The organism is Streptomyces sp. NPDC004266, from assembly GCF_042874095.1.
GTDB lineage: Bacteria > Actinomycetota > Actinomycetes > Streptomycetales > Streptomycetaceae > Streptomyces.
Window position 1 is genome coordinate 25,279 of sequence record NZ_JBIAMM010000021.1, and the last position, 26,505, is coordinate 51,783.

At 69.5% G+C, this 26,505-nt stretch carries 24 protein-coding genes and 9 pseudogenes; 17 read left to right on the forward strand and 16 right to left on the reverse strand.

Features of this window, described 5'->3' with window-relative positions:
* Positions 1–544: 544 nt before the first annotated feature.
* Both ACFYUZ_RS35285 and ACFYUZ_RS35290 read right to left on the reverse strand, forming a co-directional pair.
* Entirely contained in the window at positions 545–790 is a 246-nt protein-coding gene (locus ACFYUZ_RS35285) for a hypothetical protein (RefSeq protein WP_389316253.1), read from the reverse strand.
* Positions 787–945: a hypothetical protein gene (locus ACFYUZ_RS35290; protein WP_389316254.1), complete on the reverse strand. Its 159-nt coding sequence runs from the start codon at positions 943–945 to the stop codon at positions 787–789. Before ACFYUZ_RS35290 ends, ACFYUZ_RS35285 begins: the two co-directional genes overlap by 4 nt.
* A 222-nt stretch (positions 946–1,167) precedes the next feature.
* Between ACFYUZ_RS35290 and ACFYUZ_RS35295 the strand changes: the two genes are divergently transcribed.
* A complete protein-coding gene (locus ACFYUZ_RS35295; protein ID WP_389316256.1) occupies positions 1,168–1,701 on the forward strand; it encodes an RICIN domain-containing protein in 534 nt (177 codons plus the stop codon).
* A 57-nt stretch (positions 1,702–1,758) separates the two neighbouring features.
* On the opposite strand, the gene ACFYUZ_RS35300 is transcribed toward ACFYUZ_RS35295, so the two are convergent.
* The 3 genes and pseudogenes from ACFYUZ_RS35300 to ACFYUZ_RS35310 all read right to left on the reverse strand — a co-directional run bounded on the left by ACFYUZ_RS35300 (position 1,759) and on the right by ACFYUZ_RS35310 (position 2,912).
* Complete coding sequence (locus ACFYUZ_RS35300) at positions 1,759–1,914, reverse strand: hypothetical protein (protein ID WP_389316364.1); 156 nt, start codon at positions 1,912–1,914, stop codon at positions 1,759–1,761.
* 58 nt (positions 1,915–1,972) lie between these two features.
* Positions 1,973–2,203: pseudogene (locus ACFYUZ_RS35305) on the reverse strand (DNA cytosine methyltransferase); the annotation flags it as partial.
* 430 nt (positions 2,204–2,633) lie between these two features.
* Entirely contained in the window at positions 2,634–2,912 is a 279-nt protein-coding gene (locus ACFYUZ_RS35310) for a GlsB/YeaQ/YmgE family stress response membrane protein (RefSeq protein WP_389316258.1), read from the reverse strand.
* Between the two features lie 406 nt (positions 2,913–3,318).
* Here ACFYUZ_RS35310 and ACFYUZ_RS35315 point away from each other — a divergent pair, with 406 nt between their 5' ends.
* The 7 genes and pseudogenes from ACFYUZ_RS35315 to ACFYUZ_RS35345 all read left to right on the forward strand — a co-directional run bounded on the left by ACFYUZ_RS35315 (position 3,319) and on the right by ACFYUZ_RS35345 (position 8,420).
* Positions 3,319–3,624, forward strand: coding sequence for a Pycsar system effector family protein (locus tag ACFYUZ_RS35315; RefSeq protein ID WP_389316259.1), 306 nt, complete (start codon positions 3,319–3,321; stop codon positions 3,622–3,624).
* A 151-nt stretch (positions 3,625–3,775) separates the two neighbouring features.
* Complete coding sequence (locus ACFYUZ_RS35320) at positions 3,776–3,916, forward strand: fucose-binding lectin II (RefSeq protein ID WP_389316261.1); 141 nt, start codon at positions 3,776–3,778, stop codon at positions 3,914–3,916.
* A 161-nt stretch (positions 3,917–4,077) separates the two neighbouring features.
* Positions 4,078–4,563: pseudogene (locus ACFYUZ_RS35325) on the forward strand (transposase family protein); the annotation flags it as partial.
* A 911-nt stretch (positions 4,564–5,474) separates the two neighbouring features.
* Positions 5,475–6,434 carry a serine hydrolase gene (locus ACFYUZ_RS35330; protein WP_389316263.1) on the forward strand — a complete coding sequence of 320 codons (960 nt, stop codon included), beginning with the start codon at positions 5,475–5,477 and terminating at the stop codon, positions 6,432–6,434.
* 94 nt (positions 6,435–6,528) lie between these two features.
* Positions 6,529–7,229, forward strand: a pseudogene (locus tag ACFYUZ_RS35335) (IS21 family transposase); the annotation flags it as partial.
* Positions 7,218–7,847, forward strand: a pseudogene (gene istB / locus ACFYUZ_RS35340) (IS21-like element helper ATPase IstB); the annotation flags it as partial. The pseudogenes ACFYUZ_RS35335 and istB (ACFYUZ_RS35340), both read left to right, overlap by 12 nt.
* Before the next feature lie 324 nt (positions 7,848–8,171).
* Entirely contained in the window at positions 8,172–8,420 is a 249-nt protein-coding gene (locus ACFYUZ_RS35345; RefSeq protein WP_389316265.1) for a hypothetical protein, read from the forward strand.
* Between the two features lie 47 nt (positions 8,421–8,467).
* Here the strand turns inward: ACFYUZ_RS35345 and ACFYUZ_RS35350 are convergent.
* Positions 8,468–8,871: pseudogene (locus tag ACFYUZ_RS35350) on the reverse strand (transposase family protein).
* A gap of 450 nt (positions 8,872–9,321) precedes the next feature.
* Here ACFYUZ_RS35350 and ACFYUZ_RS35355 point away from each other — a divergent pair.
* The 3 genes and pseudogenes from ACFYUZ_RS35355 to ACFYUZ_RS35365 form a co-directional block, all read left to right on the forward strand.
* Positions 9,322–9,741, forward strand: a pseudogene (locus tag ACFYUZ_RS35355) (tyrosinase family protein); the annotation flags it as partial.
* Between the two features lie 181 nt (positions 9,742–9,922).
* Entirely contained in the window at positions 9,923–11,392 is a 1,470-nt protein-coding gene (locus ACFYUZ_RS35360; protein ID WP_389316267.1) for a tyrosinase family protein, read from the forward strand.
* Between the two features lie 12 nt (positions 11,393–11,404).
* Positions 11,405–11,980: a hypothetical protein gene (locus ACFYUZ_RS35365; RefSeq protein ID WP_389316268.1), complete on the forward strand. Its 576-nt coding sequence runs from the start codon at positions 11,405–11,407 to the stop codon at positions 11,978–11,980.
* 22 nt (positions 11,981–12,002) lie between these two features.
* Here ACFYUZ_RS35365 and ACFYUZ_RS35370 read toward each other — a convergent pair whose 3' ends face one another.
* The 3 genes and pseudogenes from ACFYUZ_RS35370 to ACFYUZ_RS35380 form a co-directional block, all read right to left on the reverse strand.
* Entirely contained in the window at positions 12,003–12,242 is a 240-nt protein-coding gene (locus tag ACFYUZ_RS35370) for a hypothetical protein (RefSeq protein WP_389316366.1), read from the reverse strand.
* Positions 12,243–12,728: 486 nt separating this feature from the next.
* A pseudogene (locus ACFYUZ_RS35375) lies at positions 12,729–12,929 on the reverse strand (hypothetical protein); the annotation flags it as partial.
* On the reverse strand, positions 12,926–13,225 hold the full coding sequence (locus ACFYUZ_RS35380) for a hypothetical protein (protein ID WP_389316270.1): 300 nt from the start codon (positions 13,223–13,225) through the stop codon (positions 12,926–12,928). The pseudogene ACFYUZ_RS35375 and the gene ACFYUZ_RS35380, both read right to left, overlap by 4 nt.
* 610 nt (positions 13,226–13,835) lie before the next feature.
* Between ACFYUZ_RS35380 and ACFYUZ_RS35385 the strand changes: the two genes are divergently transcribed.
* Positions 13,836–14,081, forward strand: a complete 246-nt coding sequence (locus tag ACFYUZ_RS35385; RefSeq protein ID WP_389316272.1) for a hypothetical protein — start codon at positions 13,836–13,838, stop codon at positions 14,079–14,081.
* A 101-nt stretch (positions 14,082–14,182) separates the two neighbouring features.
* Complete coding sequence (locus ACFYUZ_RS35390) at positions 14,183–14,497, forward strand: hypothetical protein (protein ID WP_389316274.1); 315 nt, start codon at positions 14,183–14,185, stop codon at positions 14,495–14,497.
* A 31-nt stretch (positions 14,498–14,528) separates the two neighbouring features.
* On the opposite strand, the gene istB (ACFYUZ_RS35395) is transcribed toward ACFYUZ_RS35390, so the two are convergent.
* From istB (ACFYUZ_RS35395) to ACFYUZ_RS35405, 3 genes and pseudogenes are all read right to left on the reverse strand, one after another.
* Positions 14,529–15,239 (reverse strand): IS21-like element helper ATPase IstB, encoded by a 711-nt coding sequence (gene istB, locus ACFYUZ_RS35395; protein WP_389316358.1) that lies wholly within the window; start codon positions 15,237–15,239, stop codon positions 14,529–14,531.
* A gap of 94 nt (positions 15,240–15,333) precedes the next feature.
* Positions 15,334–16,751: pseudogene (istA, locus tag ACFYUZ_RS35400) on the reverse strand (IS21 family transposase).
* Positions 16,752–16,859: 108 nt separating this feature from the next.
* Complete coding sequence (locus tag ACFYUZ_RS35405) at positions 16,860–17,075, reverse strand: hypothetical protein (protein ID WP_389316275.1); 216 nt, start codon at positions 17,073–17,075, stop codon at positions 16,860–16,862.
* Positions 17,076–17,744: 669 nt separating this feature from the next.
* Here ACFYUZ_RS35405 and ACFYUZ_RS35410 point away from each other — a divergent pair.
* The gene (locus tag ACFYUZ_RS35410) at positions 17,745–18,941 is read left to right on the forward strand and encodes a calcium-binding protein (protein WP_389316276.1); all 1,197 of its coding nucleotides are present in this window, start codon (positions 17,745–17,747) and stop codon (positions 18,939–18,941) included.
* An 82-nt stretch (positions 18,942–19,023) separates the two neighbouring features.
* Here ACFYUZ_RS35410 and ACFYUZ_RS35415 read toward each other — a convergent pair whose 3' ends face one another.
* Together ACFYUZ_RS35415 and ACFYUZ_RS35420 are read right to left on the reverse strand one after the other, a co-directional pair.
* Complete coding sequence (locus ACFYUZ_RS35415; protein ID WP_389316278.1) at positions 19,024–19,278, reverse strand: LapA family protein; 255 nt, start codon at positions 19,276–19,278, stop codon at positions 19,024–19,026.
* Positions 19,279–19,405: 127 nt separating this feature from the next.
* A pseudogene (locus ACFYUZ_RS35420) lies at positions 19,406–19,826 on the reverse strand (transposase family protein).
* A 459-nt stretch (positions 19,827–20,285) separates the two neighbouring features.
* Here ACFYUZ_RS35420 and ACFYUZ_RS35425 point away from each other — a divergent pair.
* The 3 genes from ACFYUZ_RS35425 to ACFYUZ_RS35435 all read left to right on the forward strand — a co-directional run bounded on the left by ACFYUZ_RS35425 (position 20,286) and on the right by ACFYUZ_RS35435 (position 22,382).
* Positions 20,286–20,609: a plasmid stabilization protein gene (locus ACFYUZ_RS35425; RefSeq protein WP_389316280.1), complete on the forward strand. Its 324-nt coding sequence runs from the start codon at positions 20,286–20,288 to the stop codon at positions 20,607–20,609.
* Positions 20,610–20,688: 79 nt separating this feature from the next.
* Positions 20,689–20,889, forward strand: coding sequence for a hypothetical protein (locus ACFYUZ_RS35430; RefSeq protein WP_389316282.1), 201 nt, complete (start codon positions 20,689–20,691; stop codon positions 20,887–20,889).
* Positions 20,890–21,161: 272 nt separating this feature from the next.
* A complete protein-coding gene (locus ACFYUZ_RS35435) occupies positions 21,162–22,382 on the forward strand; it encodes an amidohydrolase (RefSeq protein WP_389316284.1) in 1,221 nt (406 codons plus the stop codon).
* Positions 22,383–22,655: 273 nt separating this feature from the next.
* On the opposite strand, the gene ACFYUZ_RS35440 is transcribed toward ACFYUZ_RS35435, so the two are convergent.
* Together ACFYUZ_RS35440 and ACFYUZ_RS35445 are read right to left on the reverse strand one after the other, a co-directional pair.
* Positions 22,656–24,692, reverse strand: a complete 2,037-nt coding sequence (locus ACFYUZ_RS35440) for a S9 family peptidase (protein WP_389316286.1) — start codon at positions 24,690–24,692, stop codon at positions 22,656–22,658.
* Positions 24,665–26,449, reverse strand: a complete 1,785-nt coding sequence (locus ACFYUZ_RS35445; RefSeq protein WP_389316288.1) for an N-acetylglutaminylglutamine amidotransferase — start codon at positions 26,447–26,449, stop codon at positions 24,665–24,667. The genes ACFYUZ_RS35440 and ACFYUZ_RS35445 overlap by 28 nt, the downstream gene beginning before the upstream one ends.
* Between the last annotated feature and the right edge of the window lie 56 nt (positions 26,450–26,505).

Below are 26,505 nucleotides of genomic sequence, written 5' to 3' on the forward strand. Positions count from 1 at the left end.
GACCGGATGCCTTTGCTTCTGCCTTCAACTCATGCTATTCACAGCTTTTTTGATGCAGCCTCACATGCTCCGTACCTGCCGGATCGGCCCACTAATTGATCTTTTTTGATCAGCTTGGATCGGTGTGCTGGGCGTACGCCTCAGGGAACGGGCACTGCCGGCGGGCTGCCCGCAGACCTGACCGGCACCTCTGTCGCTCATGCGCTGACGGCGGGCGAGGGCTCGCCGGTTCCCGGGGGCAATGCCGTGCTCGCCCCGGACCCATCGTGAGGAATGTGCCTTGCGCTGTCGCTCGTGCACTTCCTTGTACCGGCCCGGAGGGTTCTTCTTGAACTTCCGGTGCGGTGGCGTCACCACGCCCCCGCCCCTTCTGGGCGCTGAGGCCGCCCCGGCGCTTGCGTCCGGCGGCAGGGCGATACCCGGATCTCGGTACGAGGCGCGGCAAGGATGCACGGGGTGGCGGTCAGGTAGAACCTGAAGTCGGTGGAGATGCGAGTGTGGTCGTGTTCTCCGGCGGGGTGGTAGCCCCTCATGCGGCGGCGGGTCATGTGGTGTCCTTGGGGCGTATGTGCTTCGCGCAGGCTTCGGGGGTGGTGGCGGCGTCCCACCGGTTCCATTCGGTGCCGGGGCCGTCTTCGTCGAACGCGGCGGCGAAAATTTCGTCAGCGGTCTGCTTCCGGCCCGCGCCCTCGAACTTCCGGACCACGTCCAGTGCTTCGGCGTAGGTGCACATCACGCCGACGGACCGGATGAGCCGGGCAAGGTGGTGCCGACGGCCGTCGAGTTTCATGTGTACCTCCGGCATTCGATGTGGTGGTCCCGGATGATGAGGGGAAGGAGGGGAACGGCGGCGTCGGCGTGTGTGTCGAGGGACCAGCCGCAGGGGCGGACGGCCCGGTAGCGCCAGTGCCGGATGCCCCGGTAGCCCCGGATGCGGATCTTCATCGCGCCTCCTTTCAGACGCCCTGGATGCCCTCCCCTCGGCGCTCGGCGCCTTGAGGGCGCACCGGGAGAGCGCGGAGGAATCGGTTCCGCCGAGCCGAGCGATTGCAGTTCATGTAATGGCACAAGTGCGCTGGTCAGGAGGCCTGTTGGCTGAAAACCTGTGCGATCATGATCATCTGTTTCCGGCCGTCGCCGGATTTTCCTTCTTGATTGCAGAGGACCATGAAACTCACCGCGTTCGCCCGTGCCAGGCACGGGCTGCTTGTTCTTGCCGCCTCCCTGGGGCTCGTCTTCGGCCTCTCGGCCGCTCCGGCCCAGGCCTCGTCCTTCATCTATCTGGGCACCGTCAAGCTCCAGGCGGCGCACTCTGGGAAGTGTCTTGAGGTGGCGGACTGGAGCAAGGCGGATGGCGCGGCCGTCCGGCAGTGGGACTGCCACGGCGGCGACAACCAGAAGTGGTACCGCTACGGCCTCTCGGACGACCCCAACGCGTTCTTCTACATCAACGTCAACAGCGGCAGGTGCCTGGAGATCGGCGGCTGGAACCGCAACAACGGTGCGACCGCCAACCAGTGGGGTTGCCACTACGGCCTCAACCAGATGTTCCGCGGTGATCGCGGTCTCAGAATGGACGGGGCGTACGCCTACCAGAAGTGCCTGGAGATAGCTGACTGGCGCACGGACAACGGCGCCCCCGCGCGGCTGTGGGACTGCCACAGCGGCGACAACCAGTACTTCTACATCTACGCCGCGTAACTCCTGGGCGGGTGTCGGGGCATGACTCCGACACCCTGCTCACTGGTTGAACGCTCTTCATCGCGCCCCCTGCTCGAGCCAGGTGTGGGCGACGGTGATGGCGACGATGAACGCCCAGTCGGCGTCCCGGCAGGCGTACTGTCCACCACAAGGACAGGTGGCCGCGTATCGCCACCCGCCCTGGAACTCGACGCCGACGACGCGGGCCGTCATACCGGTCCTCCTGCGAGATGGATTCGACGTCACAGGCGACCAGACCGCGCGCCATGTTGCAGGGCACCGCATTGCCCGCCATCCGCACCCGGTCCCGCTTCGACCCACGTCGCCGGTAGGTGTCCGGGAACGCCATCACGGCGGCGTACTCCTTCGCCTGGAGCATGCGGAAGCCGCAGTCCTCGACGCGCAGGGCGGGCTGGACCAGGCCGTCCAGAGAACCGCGGAGGCAGACACCAGGACGATTCTGGGCACGAGCACACCGTGCTTGCTGTCGAGGCTCATCCATGTGCCCGTCCGACGCGGGTGCTGGTCTGAGCTCGCCTCACCGCATCCGGCGCACAGCACAAGGCGCACGCCGTCAGGGGAACGTTGTACTGCCCTGAGAGGGCAGCCAAGGCCCTTCGTAGCTTTAGCGATCCCGGGCGGGAGCAAGAGCACTGCGTCGTGCCCGCCCTGTTCCCAGCGAACGCGGGATCCGACGGGGCGTGAGACCCACAGACGACCGCGGCCGCCAGACGCAGGCACGCGGCTGATCCGTCTTCCTGTGGAGCAGTGCGGTTTGTCCGTGATGGGGAAGCGGGCTGGGCCGTCGAGGAGCCATCGAACCAGTCCTCGCTCCCACGCCGTGGGGAGGGGGAGGCATGCCGACGGCTCCCGTCCCGTGTGCCACGGGGGAGGGAGCCGTTCGGGGCTGTGGTGCTTGTGTCTTCGGTGGGTCAGGCGTGGCGGTGGGTGTGGCGGTTGCCGGTGATGAGGCGGTAGAGGGCGAGGAGGATGACGGAGCCGACGATGGCGGCGATCCAGGTGGATATCTCGAAGAAGCCGTCGATGGAGTCGACGCCGAAGACGACCTTGCCGAGCCAGCCTCCGAGCAGGCCGCCGGCGATGCCGATGAGCATGGTGATGATGATGCCGCCGGGGTCCTTGCCCGGCATCAGGGCCTTGGCGATGGCGCCGGCGATCAGACCGATGAGGATCCACGCGATGATGCCCATAATGCCTCTCCACTTCGTCGCGTAAAGACTGTGTCAGCTCAGCGTCTGCGCCGATCTCGCCCGGGTAAACAACCCCTCCCATCGGAGTCCTGCCGATCCACGGTCCGAGGGACATCCGCGAACGTCGCAAAGTCGAACAGCGTCCGCTACCTCCTGCAGGGATGCCCCGGGAGCGCGCGTCTCCCTTCTTCAGGGCCTGAAGCGGAGTGGATCACGGTCGGTTGCCGTCCGTGCTGTCCGATCCCCTTCACCCACCTCGCCGAGGAGAACCGCCATGCCGAACCCTGGCGCTGACCGACCCCCCACCGCATGCCGAAGGCCCTCGCGGGACTTCCCGCGCCGGCCTGTGCGGCGTGCTGCGCGCTGCCCGTCCGGATCACCGCCAAGGTCGTCGGCTCCGGGGGCGGTGACGGGCCGGCTGCCCGCCCCCACCGCCCCCGGAGCCCTCGCTCTGAACGTCAGCGTGGTCCTGGCGCTCCTCGTCATCAACCCCCGCCTCCGTACCGGTCGCCAGGACCGCACCGAGTACAGCACCGGGTACATCTGTCCGGCAGACGCCGACCCGTCCGCCATCACGGAGGCCCTGGTCGGTGACCACCGCGCCCCCCAGCTCCAGACCCTCGCCCGTATCGCACTCACCAAGATGAGGCTCCTGCGCGTCGCCGGTGACACCGCCGTCGTCGCCATCGCCGCCGCGCTCTTCACCCGCTGACCCAAGAGGTGTTTTCAACCTCTGGGAAGAGGGGTGGGCGGTCGTGTCTGTGAGGTCGGGGGTTCGTTGAGTCGAGCGGGTCACATCGCTCCGTCACGCCCGGGTCCATCGGACCTCCGCCACGTTCGAGTACAGCCGGAGTGACGGCGGGATGCAGCCGAGCAAGCTCAACTGCGGCGGCCCCTACGACATCGGCACCTACAACCTCATGGTGGTCGTCGCCGAGAACGGCGACGACGGCGACTACAACGACTCCATCCTCGAGCTGAGCCGGCACACGTCGAAGGCGTGACGCCTGAACATGCCGTCACCGCGGCTGACGTGGACGAAGGCGACGACAAGGACAGTCGACTGCCCGTATCGTGCTGGACACCCGGATCGGCGAGCAGGCGGACCGGAGGGCAAGCTGCCGGTCGGCGACTTGAGGCGATCAAGGAGCCTTTTCCGAGCCGGCGGTGCCTTCCCGCCTCGCGACAAGCCCTGCTCGCCCTGGCTCCCTGCGGTGCGGTGACACCTGCGCCCCGCCGGCCGCCGGGTTCGGCATCAGGGTCGCGACCATCCACCGCCTCATACGTGAGGCCGTCGAGGCCCCGGCCGTCCTCGCTCCGTCCCCGGCCGAGGCGATGCGGACGATCCGGGAGAAGGCGTTCGTCATCCTCGGTCGGCACCCTGCTCACCCTGCTGCCGACCGGCCGCATCGCCGCCGATACTCCCTATTGCTCCGGCAAACGCAAGCGCTACGGCATGAACGTGCAGGTCCTCGCCGACCCGCCCGGGCGGCTGCTCCGGGCCTCGCCGGCTCCGCCCGGGTCAGCTCACGACCCGATCGCCGCGCGACAGCACGGGATCATCGAAGCTCTCACCGAAGCGGAGCTCGGACGTCGGGCGGACAAGGCGTATCAGAGCGCCGGCGGACCCGTCCGCGTACCCTTTCGGGGCCTTGGTGATGTACTGTCGCCCGAACCTTGGATTCCCCTCTCTGGGCAGCGTTCCCGTGGAGTCTGTCAAGAACCACTTGATCACCTTTGACACATCGGGGCCGTTTTCTGCAGGGCAGGTGTCGTCAAAGCCTCGGGGCAGAGCCATCCACTGGGTTTCGTGTCATGAATGTCCGCCGCCTGCGAGATGTTTCCACTCAGCGGAAGCGTCATCAGAACCGCCATGAGAAGGGCCGAGGAAAACCCGGGCGGATTCGCATGGAACTGCCTCGATTCACCGTTTGACGTCGGGTCGGGACTGGTGATTCGAACACAACGCCGTCCTGATGATCAAAGCAAGGTTCCGATCTTCACCCGAGCGGGCGTGTCGTACGGTGTCCGAATGGCCCCCCAAGGGGGAGCCTTTGGTTCCGGGGATCCCGTGTCTGCGACGGCTCCGACTTCGCGGCCCCTGCCGTCGGCCCGCAGGGAAACGGTCTCTGGTGATCCGGGAAGCGATCTCCACCTGGCCCCGTTGATGCACGTCATCCCCACTCGTGAACAGTCCCTTCGGGGCGCCGTGGTGAGCGCGGCTGCGGTAGAGGCGAGGGGCGGGCGGGATCTCCTGGAGTTGGCCTGTCATCGTCCAGGGGGCTGGCACCGTGGTCGACCGCGCGGCGTTCGAGGCTCTGCAGCCGGACGACCGGCCCCGTTTCTGGCCCTATCGTGCAAGTCGTACACCGACACCGCCGGCGGGCTGGGGCGTGTCCCGTCGTGTGGCGCCCCTCAGCCACATGGGTGTGGTGTTGCTCGGATGGGCGAGCCCGTGACCGGCTCGCCTGGCCGGGGTCGGGCCCGGCTTGAAAGATGAGGAGCCAAGCGCCTCCGCCCGCGCCCAACACCCCGAGTCACGAACACCGAGGCCCGCCCGCCATGCCCGACGGACAGAACCGGACGCGCAGGACGCACGACCTGCGCGTGCGAACACTGAGGATCTGCACCGCCACCACGGTCGCCGTGGCGGCGCTCGCCGCGTGTTCCACCGCCGACACGCCCCTCGAGGCGCAGGCTCCTTCGACACAGGCAGTCATGCCGGCCTCCGGGCCGACGGCACCGCCGCACAAGAACCGCAGGGCGACCCTCGCATCGGCGCTCAGGCCCATCCTGCTGGACGGCCACGCGCAGCTGGCAGTGGCGGTGCTCGACCAGGACAGTGCCGATCAGCAGATCATGTCGTTCGGACAGAACGCGACATTCAACACGGCAAGCATCATCAAGGTGGGCATCCTCGCGACGCTGCTGCTCCAGGCGCAGGACGAGGACCGAGAGCTGACAGCCGCGGAGCGCCAGAACGCCGAGGAGATGATCCGGACCAGCGACAACGAGGCAGCGACTGAGCTGTGGCAGGCGATCGGTGAGGCGGAAGGTCTCGACGCGGCAATCGAACGGCTGGGGCTTTCCTCGACGTACGGCGGCCCCGACGTCAGATGGGGACTCACCCAGACCACGGCAACGGATCAGGTCAAGCTGTTGCGCGCGGTCTTCTCCCGAGGGCCGATGGCCGCCCGTCCGCCCGAAGGGCTGAGTCAGACGTCCCGTGCCTACATCCGGGACCTGATGGGCCAGATCGCGCAGGACCAGGACTGGGGAGTCTCCGCAGCCAGCCCCCAAGGATCCCGATGTGCCCTGAAGAACGGCTGGCTGCAGCGGAGCACAGATGACCTGTGGGTCATCAACAGCATCGGTCAGGTCGCAGTCCAGGGGCACCGATATCTGGTGTCGGTCCTCAGCGGCGACAACGCCTCGATGAAAAGCGGGATCTCGCTGGTCGAGCGGGCGGCGAGAGCGGCGATCGGCGCGGCCAGCGCACACGCCCGCCAATGGCCACGTTAGGGGGCCGGCGCAGCACGGGACGCCTCCACCTGCCGACTGCGACCGTGCCCCCGCATGAGGGGCGGGGGCACGATGCGAGACAGGCATGGGAAGGCGGTCCGAGATTCTGATCAAAGGTGACGTGGTCCACGAGAGGCTGGTGGCCGAGTACGGCTTCACCGGCACCTACCAGCGGGTCAAGCTCTCCATGCGGGAGGCCCGGCCATGGATCGCGGGGAACTGGGCATCAGCCCGGGCGAGCCGGCCGGCCTGCACTGCAGGTTCGAGGTCGTGCCCGGGGCGCAGGCCCAGGTCGACTGGGGAGACGAAGGGCAGATCCTCGCCCGCGTCGGCATCCCGAAGGACTCCTCGTTTTTCAACGTTTGGCTTCCGTTGCGCAGGGCGAAGTCCCACGGCACCCACGGCGAAGTCATCAGGCATCGCGTGATCCGCGACCACATGGCCCTACGACCCCTGCCGACGACGCCCTATGTGGTCGCCCAGCGGCATCTTCGCTACGTGGGCAAGGACTTCCTGGTCGCCTTCGGCGCGAACCTCTACTCGGTGCCGGCCTGCCAAGTCCGCCCGCGCCGACTGGTGGAAGTCAGAGCCACGAAGTACCAGCTCACGCTGCATTCCAGCGTCCCCGGCGTCGAAGGCGACACCCTGCCGGCTACCCACTCAAGAGCCGTCGGCCGCGGAGCCTGCATCGTCGACGAGAAGCACTGGGACGGTCTTCCCGACGGCCGGAACCGACGGACCATCACGGGCGACATCCCTTCGCAGCCCCGCCATCAAGACGCCCTCGGCGAGGAACTCGCCATTCGTGACGACCGGCGCTTCTGCCAGGACCTGCGGCTGTCCAAGCTGCCGCACCACAAGACGCTCGACGAGTAGGATTTCTCCTTCCAGCCCGAACCCGATCCCCCGAAGATCAAAGACCTCGCCACTCTCGCGTTCGTCGAGGCCAAGGCCAACGCGGCCCTGCTGGGACCGCCCGGGGTCGGCAAGACCCACATCGCCGTCGCTCTCTCGGTCGCCGCCTGCCGGGCCGGCTTCTCGGTCTGCTCCACGACCCTCGACGACATGCTCCGCCGACTCAAGGCCGCCGAAGCCGCCGGCCGACTCAACAGCAAGCTCCGCACCTACCTCCGGCCCGGCGTTCTCGTCATCGATGAAGTCGGCTACCGGTCCCTTGAACGCGCTGAGGCGAACCTGGTCTTCCAGGTGATCTCGAAGCGCTACGAGAAGGGCTCGATCATCCTGACTTCGAACAAGACCTTCAGCGAATGGGGACAGGTGTTCGGTGGCGAAGTCCTGGCCACAGCCATCCTCGACCGACTCCTGCACCATTGCGACGTCGTCTCCCTCAACGGCCCCGGCTACCGACTCAAGAACCGTCTCGCAGCCATCGAGCGCGAGACCGCAGCCTAGGCCACTACCTCCGGATCTGGCCCTTGCTCGCGCCCCCCTGCCCCTCTGCTGCCGCCCGCCGGGCGGCAGGATGAGCGGATGGCGATGAGCGAGACGGAACTGCTGGCCCTCCTGCGCGAACTCGACGACCCCGAACGGCTGGAATGACCACTGCACTACGACCGCGCCGCGACCGGCCTCGCGTTCAGCAGGCTGGTCCGTCGACTCGAAGCGGACTTCAGTACCCCGTGCGAGTCCGAGCGGGACACCCAGGACTCCAGTGAGTACGGGCGCATCCGCGTGCCCGCGGACGCGACGATCTGCGGAACAAGGATCGTGGTCTGCGTGAGCAAGTTCGGCTCCCTCGCCGAGGTGTGCGCCGACAATCCGGGGGCCTTCCTCGGCACGGACGAAGCCCGTGAGGAGGGTGCGCTGGATCCCGCCGACCTCGCCACGGTGGAGCAGGCCCTGACCGAACTCGGCTACGTGAGCGTCCCTGAAGAACTGCTGGAGAGCGACTACGAGGGCCCCAGCGCGCTGGAGCACTTCGCAGCGCGGCCCACGTGGTGGACACGGTTCTTCGGCCTCTGGTGATCCATCCACCGGGCCGGGCGAACAGCCTGTCATCTCGCTGAGCACGTTCATCCGTACTTCACTGAGCACATTCTCGAGTACGCCGACACCAGAGTGAGGACGGCTGTGGCGAGGGCGGTCGTGTGGTGGGGGCTGCAGCGGGTTCTGCGGAGGTTCGCCAGGATTTCCGCCTTGCGATGCTTCGCTCGACCGGTGCTCGCGCCGCTGGCAGGGCCCGGTTGATCGTCCGCTGGGTCGTGGTGAGGTCCCGGCCAGGAAGCCGCCTGATGGGCGTGGTCACCCAGGAGCCGGCGCCGATGTAAGCGCGGTCGGCGAACGCGGGGACGCCCTGACGTTCGCATCTGAAAGAGCTCACTGGACCGTGGAGCCGATCGGACCCATGTTTACGCACTGTGATGGAGCTATCGAGTGAAAGCCCCATTCTGCGCGGCGCGGCTGAAGCTCGCGCCATTCGGATGGTCACACTATGCAACGGAAGTCGAACGTTTCCACGGAAGTCGCGCTTCTGTGCGTACCTAACTGAAGGAGCTGATGTGCCAGACACCCCGCAAAGTCGCCACTACGTGAGCAGGGGGATGGATGTCCGGATCACGGCGGAGAAGGAAGACATTGAGCTCCGCCTGAACGGTATGCCCGTAGACGTCATCTATCTCGACGGCGAGTACCACAGCCAAATGGCCAATCAATTCACCGGGTTCCCTACGATCGACGCATTGGTGGAGTCCCTGCTGCAGACTCAAGGGCGGACGTGGAGCGGACGCGGCGGGAGCTGCTGTGGCGGTCACCCGCACGACGGAGGCGGTCACCCGCACGACGGCGGCGGGCACCCGCACGACGGAGGGGGACACCCCCATAACGGCGGCGGGGGTCATGACCACGGCCATGGCGGGGGAGGTCACAAGTGAACATCCGTAAGAACATCTACAACCTGACTCCGCAGGAGCTCGCGGACTTCCAGGACGCGCTCAACGGGATCAAGACCGACGGCAGTTACGATGACTTCATTCGCCGCCATCACCACGCGATGATGACCGAGACCCCTGCGTCGGGAGAGACACCGCATCCGAGCAGGCGCAATGCCGCCCACCGCGGACCGGCATTCGCGCCCTGGCACCGGTACTTCTGCCGCGAACTGGAACTACTGCTCCAGAAGAAGAAGCCGCGCGTCACCCTTCCCTACTGGGACTGGTCTGCCGACGCGGACAGCCCCGCCACGGCGGCACTGTGGAACACCGACCCGGCCGCCGGCCCGGTATACGTGGGTGGCGACGGTGACGGCCCCAACGGTGAGGTGACCACCGGACCGTTCGCGGGATGGACCGCTCTGATCGAAGATCTCGCCACGGGAGGTCTGGTCCCCCGGCCGGGAGGAATCCTCCGGGCGTTGGGTAGCACCATCGGCGTGCCGGACTTGGACCTGGTCCTCTTCCCGACCGAGGCCCAAGTGGAGGACGCCATCCAGAACTGGCCGGTGTACGACACGGAGCCCTGGCGAACAGCGAGTGTCGGCAGCTTCCGCAACCGCTTGGAAGGCTGGAATCCTCCCCCGTTTCCCCCCCGGGGAGGGCGGCGGCTCGCAGCTGCACAACCGGGTGCACATCTGGGTCGGTGGGGACATGGGCCCCGGCACCTCTCCCAACGATCCCGTCTTCTTCCTGCACCACTGCAACGTCGACCGTCTGTGGGCACGCTGGCAGCACGCGCACCCCACCAGCCCCTACCTTCCGGCGAGCGGTGGCCCCCTCGGCCACAACCTCGGCGACACGATGGAACATCTGGTCACGACCGACGCGACGCCCGCACGGTCTCTGGACTACCGGCGCACCCTCGGCTTCATCTACGACACCGACCCGCCCCTGGTCGAAGCAGTCTCCTCCACGGTGCACTTCTACAACGTCCCGACGCTGGAGACCACCTGGCGGCCGGCGACCTTCCGGGTCAGGGCGGGCTCCGCGGTCACGTTTGAGGTGGTGCCGGGCAGCGGTCTGGCCGCGCCCTACTCGCTTACCTCTCTGGGCGCATCGGTCACCCACACCCCAGAGGTGAACAGCGACCCCTTCGACCTCGTGAGGCTCTGGTTCGCCTTCACCGGCGAGGGATCCCCCGGGCCGGCGGCCAGCGGGACCGTGAAGATCCGGTGTGTGGAAACCGGCCAGGTCTTCGACTTCGTCCTCACAGCCAACACGATCGAGCGGCAGAGCACCGGCGTCGTCTTCAGCCTGGACAAGTCCGGCAGCATGAGCCGCCCGGCAGGCACCGGTACCACCCGCATGGACATGCTGCACGAGGCAGCCGCCCGGTGTGTGGAACTGATCCGCGACGGCAGCGGGGCCGGGATGGTCAGTTTCGACCAGGACGCCCACCCCGAGGTGAAGCTCGCGCCCTTCGGCCCCGGGCTGGTTCAACGCGCCGACGTCCTGGCAGCGGTCGAGGCCCTGGCGCCGGGGGGCGACACCTCCATCGGAGACGGAGTGGAAGCCGCCTATCAGACGTTGGCGGCGAACGGCACCTCCTTCACCGACCACGCCATCGTCGTACTCACCGACGGCCTTGAGAACCAGCCCAAGTTCCTGAACGAGGTCAGCGGACTGATCGACGCACGTACCTTCGCCATCGGCCTGGGCGCCGCGCAGGAGGTCAGTACGTCCGCGCTCACAAAACTGACCAACGGGACCGGCGGCTACCTCCTCCTCACCGACGCTCTGGGCACCGACACCGACAGCTACTTCCGCGTGTCCAAGTACTTCCAGCAGATCCTCGCCTCGGCCAGCAACGACAGCGTGGTGACCGACCCGTCGGGCGTCCTTCCCGCCTCGGAGCTCATCCGGGTCCCCTTCGAGCTCACCGAAGCGGACATCGAGGCCACCCTCACCGTGCTGACGGACGTGTCGGCAGTGGACCTCAAGCTGGAGACGCCGGCCGGCGACGTCATCCCGGAAGCCGGTCTCGCAGCACTCGGCGTCAGCGTCTAGCACGGGACCAACATGATCTTCTGCCGGTTCAGGTTGCCCCTGCCCGTCGGGGTCGGCGCACACGGCGGAACGTGGCATGTGCATCTGCGGGCCGACGAGGATGCCCTGCGGGAGGAGACGGACACCCGCAGGGCATCGGCCGAAAAGGACCCGACACGCCGTGCCGACCTGGATCGGCTGACGGCTCATGGCCCGCGCTACAGCGTCTCCGTGAGCTCCTGGAGCAACCTGCGCTTCGGGGCCCGGCTGACGCAGTCGAGCATGGAACCCGGAGCCACCCTCCGGTTCGACGCTGCACTGACCGAGTACGGACGGCCGGTCGAAGGCCGTGCCGAGGTGGTGGCAGAAGTACAGCGCCCCGACGGTGTCCTGATGAGGGTGCCACTCGACGAGGAACTGCCCGGGGCCTTCACCGGCAATGTCACCGCGGCGATGGCAGGTGTCTGGCAAGCCCGGATCCGGGCCAGCGGGCACACCTACGGGCAGACACGGTTCACCAGGGAGCAGCAGCTGACCGCTGCCGTTCTGGTGGGCGGGGACAAGCCGCCCGCGCCCAGGCCGGGTTCCGACAACACCGAGAAGCGCTAGGTGTGCATCTGCCGGAGCTTGGTCACAGGGGGGTCTGGGCCTTCTGCTTGAGGCGTGCGTAGGGCGTCTGTCCGCCGAGGGCGCCGCGGGGGCGGTGGCGGTTGGAGTGGTCCTCCCACTCGCGGAGCTTGTCGTTGAAGACGCCGGTGTCGTCGATGAGGACGCCGACGAGCATGCGGGAGAACTCCTCGGCGCCGTTGTCGGTCTGGATCGCCTCGACGCGGAACGGCAGACGCTCCAGGGCGGAGTCGAGGAACTGCACGGCGGTCTTCTGGTCACACCGGGGTGGAGCCGCAGCACGCGCAGCCGGGTGCAGTCGTCGACGGCGGGGAACCGGTAGTACTTCGCCCGGCGCCGCCGCCGCCGGGGCAGGGTTCCGGTGACCGGCGCCGCGGCTGGTGGTTGTTCCGTGAGGCCGGTCGGTTCGATGAATTTCACGTCGATCTGGACTCGGTTGCCGGGCTGCTGCTTCTCGTAGCGGCTGTAGCGCCTGTCGTGCCGTTTGTGGTGCTGGGAGGCCGGCAGGCGGTTCATGCCCAGCTTCTTGAGGATGCGGGTAGACGGCGGAGCAGGCGAGGTCGATGTCGTGGTATCGCGTGAGGTACATCTTGATCTTCATCGGGCCGAAGTGGTGGTGCCGCCGCAGGTAGACGATCTTGTTGACGACGTCGGCCTCGGTGGCGTGCGGGCAGTGGTGGGGCCTGCTGGAGCGGTCCCGCAGGCCCTCGTACTGGTAACGGCGCAGCCACTGGGAGAAGCAGGTGCGGCTGATGCCGTAACGGCGACAGGTCAGCGCGACGTTCCGGTGACTTCCTCGGAGTGGCGTAGGACCGCCAGGGGATGCTGGGCCTGGCGGTCCTGTTGCTGTTGCAGCGAAGGGGGCATGGCAGATCTCCGTCTGTTCGGAGACCCATGTGTCACCAACGTCCAGCAGTTTTATGCCGCTCAGAGCGCCGGGCGGACCGCTGACAGACGTGGTGCGTCGGTGGCGTCGTGACGGGTGTGGGGGACGTCTGCCGCCTCTGTGGGAGACGGCGTCACGTCGATCACGTCGACGAGCCTGCGCAGCTTGTGCTGCGCGCGCAGGGCGTCGGACTGTGCCACGCATACGACGGCCGTGGCCGTGTCCGCCGGTGCGGTGGTGTAGGTCAGGTCCAGCACGTGGTGGTTGTTGAGCGTGGCGGCGAGCCGCGCGAGTGTTCCGTGGCCGGGCTGGAGCGTGACGGTGAGCCGGGTGTGTTCCATGGGTGGTGGTCCTGTTCATGGGGCCGTGGTGGGGCCGGAAAACGGAAAAGACCCCTCGCGAGGTGCGAGAGGTCTGCGTGCGGGCGGTGAGCGCGGGGAGGATCACTCCCTCGGGCTCGGTGCCGGCACGCTGCCGCTGATAATCAGCTGCTGCTGCATGCCCGGCATGCTGGCACAATCCGGCCGTAGCCCGGAAGGCCATCTCATACTGCGGGCGGTCTGAGAGGGATAAACCCTGTACCGAAGGGGCCCCATGACGGCTGCTGGTTCAGCGCATGGAGGCCGGCAGCCGCAGACGGCCCTCGTGGGCTTCGACGACCCGATCCAAGCGGCCCAGATGCCGGGCCCGGCGATGGACAACCAGGCCAGGCCCGCTCATCCCGTCCGGGGATCCCGCACCCGAACCACCGCCAGGTGCCGAGCGCGGTCCCCGTGATCAGCCGGTGACCACACGAAACCCCCGCCGAAGCTCCCTGCGTCGCGCCGCGGCCGCCGCCCTCACCGCCGTCCTGCCCCTCACGACCGGCTGCGGCACACCGCCCGCCGGGCACGAGGAACGGTCGAACAAGGCCGCCGGCGTCGCCTCCTCAAGATCACCTGCACCCAGGACATGTGGGACCGCACGAAGCCCAACGGGTGGCCCCGGACCGACTCGCACGAGGACGCCAAGCCCCGCAAGGTCGACGGCCCGGCCGGGGAGCGCGGTCTGGTCGAGATCACTCCGGAGCCGTACACCTCAAGCAGCCCGGCCCGTGGCGGGTCAGGCTGCTGCGGCCGCCTGCAGACCGCCCTCGTGGGGCCGGCTCTTCACCAGGTGTCGGCGTACGACCTCAGCTCCCCAGTTGCGTACGGATGAACGTCCCCAGTTGACGGCCAGGGTGCGTGGCCGGACTGTACCGAGATCACAAGATCGTCTCTGGTGTAGGCGGCCTGACCTGACCCTGGCAGGATGCGTGGATGCAGATCCTGAGAATGGTGTGCTGCGTTGGCCTGCTGGTTGCGCTCGTGGGGTGCGGTGGTTCCGGTGACGGTGCGGCAGCCCCGAGTGAAGTAGAACGTGTGGAGACGACAGCTTCGATGGACCCGAACTCGATCACTGTCCTGGTGACCTTCGTCGGTGGGCCGGCTGATGGTCGGACTGAGCATCTGCCTCTGCCCGAGGCGACGGGCAAGGTCGCTATCGACGGTGTGACGTATCGGGGCAACCCGGGGCCGCCGCCGGAGGTGAAGGACACCCCGGAGGGCCTGGCCCAGGTGATGCGGCCCCTCTGAGGAAGGACGGACTGTCGCGCACGACGGCTTCCTAGGCGACGTCGTTTTCTCGCTCGATGGCCATGAGGCGGTTCTTCAGCCGGTAGCTGGGGCCGTTGATGGAGATCACTTCACAGTGGTGGAGGAGCCGGTCGAGGATGGCGGTGGCCAGGACCTCGTCGCCGAAGGCCTGGCCCCATTCGCTGAAGGTCTTGTTCGAGGTCAGGATGATCGAGCCCTTCTCGTAACGCTTGGAGACGACCTGGAAGACCAGGTTCGCCTCCGCCCGTTCGAGGGGCTGGTAGCCGACCTCGTCGACCACGAGGACGCCGGGCCGCAGATAGGTGCCGAGCTTGTTCGTCAGACGCCCGGCGGCCTCGGCGGCCTTGAGGTTGCGGACCATGTCGTCGAGGCTGGTGAAGTAGATCGAGTAGCCGGCCCGGCAGGCCGCGACCGCCAAGGCGACGGCGATGTGCGTCTTGCCGACCCCGGGCGGCCCGAGCAGAGCGGCGTTCGCCTTGCCCTCGACGAACGAGAGGGTGGCGAGGCCCTTGACCTTGCGCGGGTCGAGGTCGGGCTGGAAGGAGAAGTCGTACTCGTCGAGCGTCTTGTGGTGCGGCAGCTTCGAGAGCCGCAGACCCTGGCGGAAGCGGCGATCGTCGCGGACTGCCAGTTCCTCGGACAGGACCAGGTCGAGGGAGTAGAGGTAGCCCATCTTCCCCTCGTCGGCCCGCCGGGTGTACTCCCTGAGGGTTTCCGCCAGGTGGGGAAGGCCGAGCTTGCCCTGAGGGTTTCCGCCAGGTGAGGAAGGCCGAGCTTGCCGGCCGTGTTGCGGATGCGGGTGGAGACCAGCTCGCTCAAGACGTTTCCCTCGTGCTCGGACGGGTGGTGAAGGGGCGGGCTCCGGTCAGCTCGTCGTAGACCGACAGCGGACGGCGGCCGCCTCGACGCGGGTGGCCGCGGCCCGGTTCAGCAGGGCCTGTAGAGGTCCTGCCTCCTCGCCCCGGGGGCGTTCACGGCGGGGCTGTGGCAGAACGTCGCCGGTGGTGGTGCGGCGTCCTTTGCCGGTGGGCAGGCCGTCCCAGTGGGCCTCTTCGACGACGCGGATCCCGCGGCCGATCGCCCGGGGATGGGTGGCCAGCAGCGTCTCGCCGCTGGCGTCCGCGATGGTGGAATGCAGCATGATCTGCGATTTTGTGGCCCGGATCTCCACCAGCTGCCGCGGTCGGACCTTGCGGGCGGGCACCGAGTAGAGGTTGCCGCCGAAGGCGACCAGGCAGTCCTTGCCGACCGGCCGCAGATGCCGTTCGGCCACCAGATACGGAGTCTCCGGCAGCGGTTTGAGGGCCATGTGGTCGCGGGCCGCCCGCTCGCCGATGATCTGCTGGTGCGTCCTGTGGGCCTGGGCCCGCCGCTGCGGGGCCCAGGTGGTGAAGGCGGCGTCCATCTCCTCGACGGAGGAGAAGGGCCGGCCGGACAGGACGTGGTCGCGGACGATGAGGACTTGCCGTTCGATGCGTCCCTTGCCGGTGGGCCGGTAGGCGGCCAGGACGTCGATGTCGAAGTCGTAGTGGCCGGCGAAGCCGACCGCTTCCGGGTGCAGCGGGACCGCCTCGCTCGGAGCGACGTGGCGGCGGACGACGGTCTTGGTGCGGTCGTAGACGATCGTCATCGGGACGCCGTCGAAGTGGGCGAAGACCCGGCGGTGGCAGTCGAAGAACGTCTGGAGGTCCTGGCTTGTGGTGAAGCAGCAGAACGGGTCGCGTGAGTACGACAGCGTCATGTGGAAGGAGTAGACCTTCCCGATGCCCATGTGGGCGAGGATCTTGCCCTCGTCGCCTCAGTCGACCTGGGCCTGGGCTCCGGAGATGACCTCGAACCGGCGGTGCATGCCGGCGAGTTCCTTCGGCGTGACGCCGAGTTCCTCGGCGATGCGAGGCCGGGCTTCCTGGACGTAGAGCTTGACGCGCTGGTAGTGGCCGGTGAACCCGTACTCCGCCACCAGCCGCCCGTGGATCACCGAGGCCTTCATCAGGATCTCGGCCCGCAGTATCGAGTCGACCAGCGGCGCGAACTCGTCGATCCCCCTCGCCTTCGACCGCCCGTTCGGCGACCGGCGCGGCGGGGTCGCCGGACCCGGTGCCGACAGATACTTGCCGACCGTCTTCCGATCCAGCCCCGTCTCCCGGGCCGCCTCCGACAGGCTGATCGCCCCGGACTCCAACAGACTCCGGAAGCGCCGCAATTCCAACCATCGATGCGGATCCAGGACCATCGCCGACCGCCTTCCGCCGCCTCTCGCCGACCAAGCAGCAGAGTGCCGAGCAGCGGGTCTCAACGCATCAACGACTATCCCTTTTCATCCGTACGCGGGTGGGGACGTTCACGTGTACGCCGACACCGGGCGCGTCCCGCCGCTGAGGGTGGCGGTGATAGTGAGGACGGTGCCGGACTGTTCATGTGCCCCGAGCCACTTCAGGAACTTCTCGTCGGCCACCTCGGGCGTGGACCACACGCCTAGGACGGCCGGCCCGCCCGGACGGAAGCGGAGCACGACCTCGTACTCGACGTCCTCGCCCTCGAGACCGGTGCTGCTCACGGCGGGGCCTTCCTGCGCTGATCGGGGTGCCGGTGCCGGTGCCGGTGCCGATGCCCGGCGGGGCGGCGTCGGCTTTACGGGCGCGACCCCACCGGGTACCTCCACCGTGGCACACCGGCCGACTCCCGCCACTGGCCGGCCTCTGCCGAGTCGTGAGCGTCGCGCGGGAAGGCGGGCGGTGGCTCTTCAAGCGGAGGGACGGTTACGGCCTGGGGCGATGACGGCTTCGAAGGCGCCCTGCTTGTTCCCAAGGACGGCAGGGCTGGAGTAGGAGAAGGAGTACTGCAGGCCGACGAGCTCGTCCGGGGGTCCGCGTTCTTGGCGATGGTCTCCGGTGGAGCTGCCCGGGCGGCCCGCCTGGGTGAGTGCCTGACGGCTGGCTGGTGGACGGCGGGGCGGTGTGACGGTGTGTCAGTAGGTCGCCGTGGGGCGGTGTGGCTTGATCGTCGGGTGGTCCCGCACAGGGGCGGGAGCATCAACCGGCGTCCGTGGCGCTGCGGCCTTCGTCAAGGAGTCACGATCGTGGGACCGACCCCGTTCCACGCGGCGTTCCGACGAGACGGAAGCGGAGGACCACGGAGGCGACGCGCTGCGTTCCTGCTCGCCACGGCGGCCCTCCCAGCGGTGGCGCTGGTGGTGCCCACGGCGACGACTGCCGTGGCGGCGCCCGTGACCGTCACCTTCACTGCGGGCGCCGATCAGCCCTTCACCGTCCCGGCCGGCGTCACCCAGCTCGACATCACCGCCACCGGCGCCGCTGGCCAGAACGGGTCCGACGGCGGCGCGGGCGGGATCGGCGCCACCGTCAGCGGCCCCCTCACCGCAGCGCCCGGCACCACCCTCTACGTCAACGTCGGCATCGGCACGGTCACTGCCGGTTCGAACTCGGGCGGCATCGGCGGCGGTGCCAGCGACGTCCGCACCTGCAGCTCGGCCGATGCGAGCTGTGTCCTGACCGGTGTTTCCGCCACCGACCCCCGGATCATCGTCGCGGGAGGTGGAGGAGGTGGAGGAGGTGGAGGAGGTGGAGGAGGTGGAGGAGGCGGAGGAAGCGGGGAGGCCGGTGTGTTCACCGTCCCCCAGGCCACAGGCGGAAACGCTGGAGACACCGGGCAGGCCGGCGGCGACCGGCCGAGCAGCGGCCAAGGGGGAGGCGGCGGAACCCAGACCGCGGGCGGTGCCGGCGGAGCCGCTTGCGGCGCCCCGGGCAGCACGCCGGGTACCGCCGGCACGGCCGGTAACGGCGGCACCGGCGGCGAGACCTACGGCGGCGCGGGCGGAGGCGGCTGGTTCGGCGGCGGGGGCTGCGTGCAGATCAACAGCGACGGCACCTTCGGGCCCGGCGGCGGTGGGGGCGGGTCGAACCTCCTCCCTCCGGCCGGCGACTCCGGACCCGCCGCGGGGCCTGCGCAAGTGACCATCACCTACGAGGTGCCCCCCATGGACTGTGCGACCGCCACGCCCACCATCACCGGCACCAATCGCAACGACGTCGTCACCGGCACCCCGATGGACGACGTGATCTTCGCGCTCGGCGGGAACGACGTCGTCAACGGCCAGGGCGGCAACGACCTCATCTGCGGCGGCTCGGGCAACGACACGCTCAACGGTGGTGCCGGCAACGACCGCATCGAAGGCGGCAGCGGCAACGACGACATCAACGGTGGCAGCAACGGCGACATCCTCATCGGTGACGACGGCCGCGACCGGGTCCTCGGCGGCGACGGCGACGACGCCCTCCAGGGCGACAACGGCAGCGACGCCCTCGACGGCGGCCCTGGCACCAACACCAACGACGGCGGCGCCGGAAACAACTCCTGCACCAACCCCGGCCCCGGGCAGACCGGCGCATCCAACTGCAGATGATGACCACGCCGTCCGGTCACTGATCACGACATCCGCACAGCCGGATCGTGGGACACAGGCCGACTGCGTCGGCGTCCCACGATCAGCGGCGAGCGCGCCGATAGGCGATGAGCAGGCCCAGGACGATCCCCGCCAGGAGGGTGCCCGCGAGGACGGTCCACAGCGGGAGCGTGACATCGGCGACCCACAGTCGGATGGTGACCGAGGCCGTGTTGGCGGCGATGAACCAGACGGCCAGAGCCGCGAGCACGACGAAGCCGATGGTGCGCAACCGGACGTCTCGCCCCTTGACCGTCAGGGTGGAATGCTCGTGCGCTTTGGTAGCTGTTCGAGCCATACATCCAGTATTAGCCAATCAGCCTCCGTAGGGCGACCCGGCACCGAGTCGCAGCCACCAACCTCTCAAGCGTGTTGCTGAAGGTCGCGTCTGTGCAGGTCAGGGACGGTTTCGGGACTGGCCCTGCTCATGCGGCGTGGGCGAGGTTGTGCAGGTGGGAGACGGCCTGGACCGCGTGGTGGAGGCCGTGGCCGCTCCGGCGGCAGTCGCGGAGGATCTTGCGGTGCTTCATGCGGGCGAGGGGCGTGCTCGACCCGGGCCCGCACCCGTCGGTGCTGGGCGCTGTCCTCCTTGTCGCCCGGCAGCAGGGCCCGGCCGGGGCGTTTGCGGCGCGGGACGACGAGCCCGGTGTGGAGGCAGGTGCCGTCGGCCAGCACAGTCACGCCCTCGCAGACGTCGGCCGGGTCGGAGTCCCGCCAGGCCTTCGCGTCCGCGGTGGCGCCGGATACCGCCGGGCAGGTGGCCGGCTCGATCGCCAGCAGCGGCCGCAGCCGCTGGATGCCCCGGCACACCGTCGCCGGCGAGACGTCGAACAGCAGCGCGAGCATTCGCGCCCTCGTGAACGTCTCCACCCGCAGCGGTTCAGCCCTCAACACTCCACGCCCGCAGGGGAAATTCCTGCTGCGTCGCCTTCTGTGACACGCTTTAGGGGGCGGTACTCGGGCCGGTTCGACCGGCGACGAAAGCCGGGCGGAAAGCCGTTCGTGGGGCCCTCTCGTGGGACCCCCTCGTTCCTTCGCCCCGTAGGCCACCGCATGGACGTGCTGCGACTCGGGCCGTCCCGTCTCACCCCCGCGTGCGCGCATCGTCACACCTCTCACGACTCCGCTCCGCCAGGGCGACCTGGACAGGTCCTGGCGGGCTGCCCCGGAGCTTCTGCGGGCGGTCCGTGGTGAGCGGATCGGCCCGGTTTCCGATTCCCCTTCGGGTGCGCGTGACATGCGTGGCGGTCTGGGTACGCGCAGCATTGCCGGGGACCTGGAATCCCTCACGAAGGAAGTGTTCCCATGCCCAGAGGAAGCAGCTCCAAGCGCGAGCGCCAGTACGAGCACGTCAAGGAGTCCGGCGAGAAGCGGGGCATGTCCGAGGGCCGTGCCCAGGAGATGGCCTCCCGCACCGTGAACAAGGAGCGGGCGCGGTCGGGCGAGAGCGAGACGGCCGGCCGCGGTTCGACCTCGGGCAAGTCCGCCTCGCAGCGCGGTGGCGAGAGGACCGGGGGCGGCTCGTCCGAGCGCACCAAGGACGACCTGTACCAGGAGGCGAAAAAGCGCGGCATCGAAGGCCGCTCCACCATGACCAAGCAGCAGCTCAAGAACGCCCTCGGCCACTGAGACACCAGCAGCACGGCGCGCAAAGGGCCCACCGCCGGTGACGAGCGAGGCCCTTGCCGATTCCTTTCAGGAGGACACGATGAGTAAACCCCAGCAGCCCGAGCAGCGGCGCAGCGGCAGGGGAGCGGCCACGCCGGAGGATGTCGCCGCCCTCAAGGCGCGGCAGAAGCAGGGAGGCGCGGAGAAGTCCTCCGGCCCGGCCCACGGCACCGACAAGGGCGACCGGGGCGGCGGCGAAGGAGGCGGTACCCCGCCCGACCAGAAGGGCATGGGCACCTGACCGAAGGGCCATGACGACAGACACGGACGACAGACACAGACGACAGACACAGACGACAGACACAGACGGCAGGCACGGACGACAGACACGGACGACAGACACGGACGGCAGGCCCGGGCGCAGCCCCGCTGCCCGCTCCTCAGCGGGCGGGCGCGGCCTCCGCGGCCTGGTCGTGCGCCCATGGCGGAGGCCTCCACGGTGACCCCACGGCGTGGCGCCCGTCTGGCGACGTGGAGTGCCGGGTTACGAGCCGAGAGTCCGGAGGAGCGCGCGTGTCACAGACATCGGAGTCCCTGTACGCCCGTATCAGGCAGGAGGTGGCGGCCCGCGCCGATCGGTTGTGGGAAGTGAGCCTGGCGCTCCACCGCGACCCGGAGACGGCGTACGAGGAGCACCGGGCGGCCCGGCTGTTGGCGGGTGAGCTCGAACGGGAGGGCTTCGAGGTGCAACGAGGGGTGGCCGGCCTGCCGACCGCGTTCGTCGCCCGCACCGGTTCGGCTGTCAGCGCCCGGGAAGGGGCTGCCCGGGAAGGGCCTTCCGTGGCCCTTCTGATGGAGTACGACGCTCTGCCGCTCCTCGGGCACGCGTGCGGCCACAACCTGATCGCGGCGGCGGGCCTCGGTGCCGCGCTCGCCCTGCGCGCCGCGCTCGGCGTGGTCGAGGGGGCGCTGCTGGCCGTCGGGACGCCCGCGGAAGAGCGGGGCGGTGGCAAGGTCGCGGAGGTGGCGGCGGGCCTGTTCGAGGGAGTGGACGCGGCGCTCATGTTCCATCCGGGTGTCCACGACTGGACGTGGGCGCCGCTGACGGCCAGCGCACAGGTACGGGTGGGGTTCCACGGCCGCGCCGCGCACCCGACCGGCAGCCCGACCGAGGGGATCGACGCGTTGGGCGCGCTGATCCAGCTCTTCAACACGCTCGGTGTACTGAGCAGGCGGCTTCCCATGGGGTCGCACATCCAGGGCATCGTGACGGAGGGCGGCCGGGCGACGAACCTGGTCCCCGCGTACGCGGAAGGCCTCTTCGGGCTGCGCGGGGAGACCACGTCGGCCCTGGAGCGGCTGGTGGAGGAGTTGCGGTCGTGCGCGCAGGGCGTGGCTCTGGCCACCCGTACCGGAGTGGAGGTGACCGACGTGGGAGGGCGGTACGAACACTTCCGTGACAACGAGGTGCTGTCGACCCTGTTCGCCGGGCACCTCGACCGGGCCGGCATCCGTCTGTCGGAACCCACGGCGGGCGTGTACCTGGGGTCGTCCGACATCGGAAACGTGAGCACGCGGGTGCCCGGGATCCACCCGTGGATCGCCATCATGGGTCCGGAGGCCTCCGACCACACGCCCGAGTTCGCGGAGGCGGCGGCGGGGCCGAGAGCCCGGCGCGTGATGTGCGCTGCGGCGGAGGCGCTGGCTTGCACGGCGGCTGACGTCCTGCTGCGTCCGGACGTGCGCGAGCAGGCCTGGGACCGTCTGAGGGCGAAGGCCGCGGCGGGACGGTAGGGGCCCGCGTCAGGGCAGCGGCGACAGGGCCTCCGCCGGGCGTCGGCGCGTCGGTGCGTCGGTGACCGGAAAGTACGGTCGATCCGACGGGGGCGGATCCAGTGGGCGATCCGATGGCCGCCGGTACCGAGCGTGCTGAGGTCGACGATGGCCGGGGGAGGGGTGAGGCGGGCCGCGGCCCGGGCCTCAGGTTCCGTCGCGCCCGTGGGCGTGCGGCCCGTCGATCCAGCCGGTCCGCCCCCCGCCCCCGCTCGTGGCCCGGCCGAGCTCGCCTCAGCCGAGGAGCCACCGCTGCATCCACGCCGCAGCGGTGCGGCGGAACAGCCGCCGGTTGTCGGCGCGCCGGAAGTCGTGGCCCTCGCCGCGCAGCAGCAGCAGTTCCGCCACCAGCCCCCGTGCACGTGCGGCGTTGACGATCTGCTCGGACTCTCCCGGCGGGACGTTCGTGTCGTGCTCCCCGTGCACCGCGAGCAGCGGGACGCGCAGTTCGTCCACGCGGCTCATGGGCGACAGCGCGCGCAGGAGGACCCGGTCCCGTTCGGGATGACCGTATTTGTGGGCGGCCGATTCCGCGAGCCACGGCTCGGTGCCGGCGAAGAAGGTGGCGAAGTCCGACATCCCGCACACGGTGATGCCCGTGCGAAAGAGGGCGGGGTGCCACACGAGGGAGGCCAGTGTGAGGTAGCCGCCGTAGGAGTGCCCCATCACGGCCAAGCGGCGGGGGTCGGCGAGGCCCGACGCGACCGCGTGCATCGCGCAGTCCGCGACGTCGTCGATCGCGGCGAAACGGCCCTCGCCCAGGTCGGCGTCGACGAAGGAACGGCCCCACCCGGAGGAGCCGCGGACATCGGGTGCGTAGACGTCCAGGCCGCGTCCGAGCAGCTCCTGGTAGAGCGGGTCGAAGACCGGGCGTTCCTGATCCTCCGGGCCGCCGTGCAGATGCAGCACGCAGGGCGCCGGTTCACCGGGCCCCCGGCCGGGGGCCCGGTGGTACCAGCCGCCCAGGAGCAGCCCGTCGCGGGCGGCCGCGCGCAGGGGGACGGGCCGGACGGGCTCCATCCCCCGCGGGACGGAGTCGCGGTCGCGCGCCGACCACGGCGTGCGCGCGGGCGGCGCGGAGGGCGACACGGCCCATACGCCGGGGCGGCGACGGGATCCCGACAGCGCGATCACCATCCCGTCGGGCCCCGCCGGCGCGATGCGGGTGACCACCTCGTGGGCCAGTTCCACCGGACGGGGCGGCGGGCTGGCCCACCCCTCGGTCAGGGGAATGGTCTCGAGCCGGCTCACCCCTCCGTCGTTCCAGGCCAGGGCAGCGCGCCGACCGCTCTCCACGAGAGCGAGCAGTTCGAGGTCGCACGCGTCGCGTGCGGCCACCACGGAAAGGTCCTTCTGCTCGTCGGCGCCGTCCAGGTGGACCGCGAGGAGCGCCGCGAACTCCCGGTCGTGGTCGCTGCGCAGCCACACCGTGCGCCCGTCGGACGAGAAGCGACCGATCCACGGATCGCCGTCCGCGACCCGCAGGACGCACGTCGGGGTCCGGTCGGCCCGGCGCACGACCACGGCCTCGCGCCTTCCCCTGGGGCCGCGGCGCAGCAGGGCCAGGCGCCCGTCCTGGCTGAGGTCGCACACCCGGAGCGTCGCCGCCTCCGTCTCGTCGGCCAGGAGCTCGGGCGCGGCCGTCCCGGCGGGATCGACGAGATAGGCCGTGAGCCGGTCACGGACCGGTGCCGGCGGCCGGCCGCCCGCCGCCGGGCCGGGAGGGGGAGCGTCGAGGAGGGTGGGGTGCCCGTCCCGTTCCGTCCAGCCGGTGGGCCGGTCGGCTTCGACGAACGGGTCCGCCTCCTGCCGGAGGGGCTCGGCGACCGTCACCGCGAGGGCCGATCCGTCCGGCGCCCAGCACCCCAGATAGGCCGAGCTCCCCGGCTCCGCGCCCGCCAGGACCCTGCGGTCCGAGCCGTCGGGGCGGACGCAGAGCACCCGGGTGTGTCCGCTTCCGCCGGGGGCCGCGGTGTACGCGATCCACCTGCCGTCCGGGGACCAGGAGACCTCCGTGACGTGATCCGGACCGGTGTCCAGGAGGTGGGCGTCGTCGGAGCCGGCCGGGCCGGTCCAGAGCTGCGGCGCGCCCTCGCGGTCGCAGATGAACGCCACGTGCTCGCCCCGCGGATCGGAGGACGGGTACCAGCAGCCGTGGGCCACCCGTGGCGGCGGCGCGTCCCTCGGGCCGGCGGCGTCGGCCAGCGGCTCCGCCAGGGGAGCCGCCGACTCGGGTGCCGCGTTCAGTGGATTCCGTGCGTCTGCAGCCATATCTCCAACAATGCCGCCTGCCACAGGGCATTCGCCCCCCGGTTCGTGCGGTGCTCGTCGGGCGCCGCCAGCAACGAGGCGACGTACTCCTCACGGAACAGCCCGCGTGCCCGGGCCTCCGGGGCCGACAGGGCGTCCCGTACGCGTTCGAGGACGGGGCCCGCCATGTGGCGGACGGCCGGGACCGGGAAGTAGCCCTTGGGCCGGTCCACGACGTTGCGCGGCAGCACCGTGCGCCCGGCGCGCTTGAGCACGCCCTTGCCTCCCTCCGCGAGTTTCAGCTCCGGCGGGCAGGCGGCCGCGAGCTCGACCAGTTCGTGGTCGAGGAACGGCACGCGCGCTTCGAGTCCCCAGTCCATCGTCATGTTGTCGACCCGCTTGACCGGGTCGTCCACGAGCATGACGTGGGTGTCGAGGCGGAGCGCCGCGTCCAGCGCGGTCTCGGCCCCCGGCGCGGCCATGTGCGCGCGGACGTACTCCGCGGACACGTCGCGGTCGGGCAGCATGTGCGGCTGCAGGATCTTCGCGAGATCGGCGTGCGAGCGGTCGAAGTAGACCTCCTCGTAACGCCGGGGTTCCTGCTCCCGCTCGACGGACGCCAGGTCGGGGTACCAGCCGTATCCGGCGAAGACCTCGTCCGCCCCCTGGCCGCTCTGGACGACGCCGACCTCCTTGGACACCAGCTCCGACAACAGGTGGAAGGCGACGGTGTCGTGACTGACCATCGGTTCGCTCATGGCGGCGATGGCGTCGCCCAGGGCGTTGGCGACCCGGTCCGACGGCACCATCAGCTGGTGGTGGTCGGTCCCGAAGTGCCGTGCGACCTGGTCGGAGTAGACGAACTCGTCGCCCTCCTCGCCCGCCTCCGACTCGAAGCCCACGCTGAACGTCGCCAGGTCCTTCTGCCCCTCCTCCGCCAGCAGGGCGACGATGAGGCTGGAGTCGAGGCCGCCCGAGAGCAGGACGCCGACGGGCACGTCGCCCACCATCCGTCGCCGCACCGCCGTGCGGAGCGCGTCGAGGACGGCGTCCCTCCAGTCGTCCGGTCCCATCCCCGCGAACGCGCTGCGGCGTGTGTAGGAGGGCTGCCAGTAGCAGTGGTCGTGATGGGTGCCGTCCGGCTGCACCACGCGTACGGTGGCCGGCGGAAGCTTGCGCACGCCGGCCAGGACGGTACGGGGCGGAGCCACGGTCGCGTGCCAGCTCATGTACTGGTGCACCGCCACCGGGTCGAGCGTCGTGTCCACCCCGCCGCCCGCGAGGAGCGCGGGGAGCGTCGAGGCGAAGCGCAGCCGGCCGGGAAGTTCGGCCAGGTAGAGGGGCTTGATGCCCAGCCGGTCACGGGCGAGCACGAGCCGCCCCGTCTCGTGCTCCACCAGCGCCACGGCGAACATGCCGACGAGGTGCTGGACGAAGTCGCGGCCCCACTGGCGATAGGCCTTGAGCACCACTTCGGTGTCGGAGGTGGTGACGAAGTGGTGGCCGAACCCCCGCAGTTCCTCACGGAGCTGCCGGTAGTTGTAGACGCAGCCGTTGAAGACACAGGTCAGGGCTGCCTCGCTGTCGGTCATCGGCTGAGCGCCCCGCTCGGACAGGTCGATGATCTTCAGACGGCGGTGCCCGAGGGCGACCGCCCCCTGTGACCACACGCCCCGGCCGTCGGGCCCGCGGGCCGCCATCCGGTCGGTCATGCGCTCGACGGCGGCCACGTCCGCCGGTCTCTTGTCGAAGCGGATCTCACCGCTCAAGCCACACATTCACAATCTCCTTGACGATCGGACACAGGTACGAAGTTCGTCATGCTCGGGCAGCC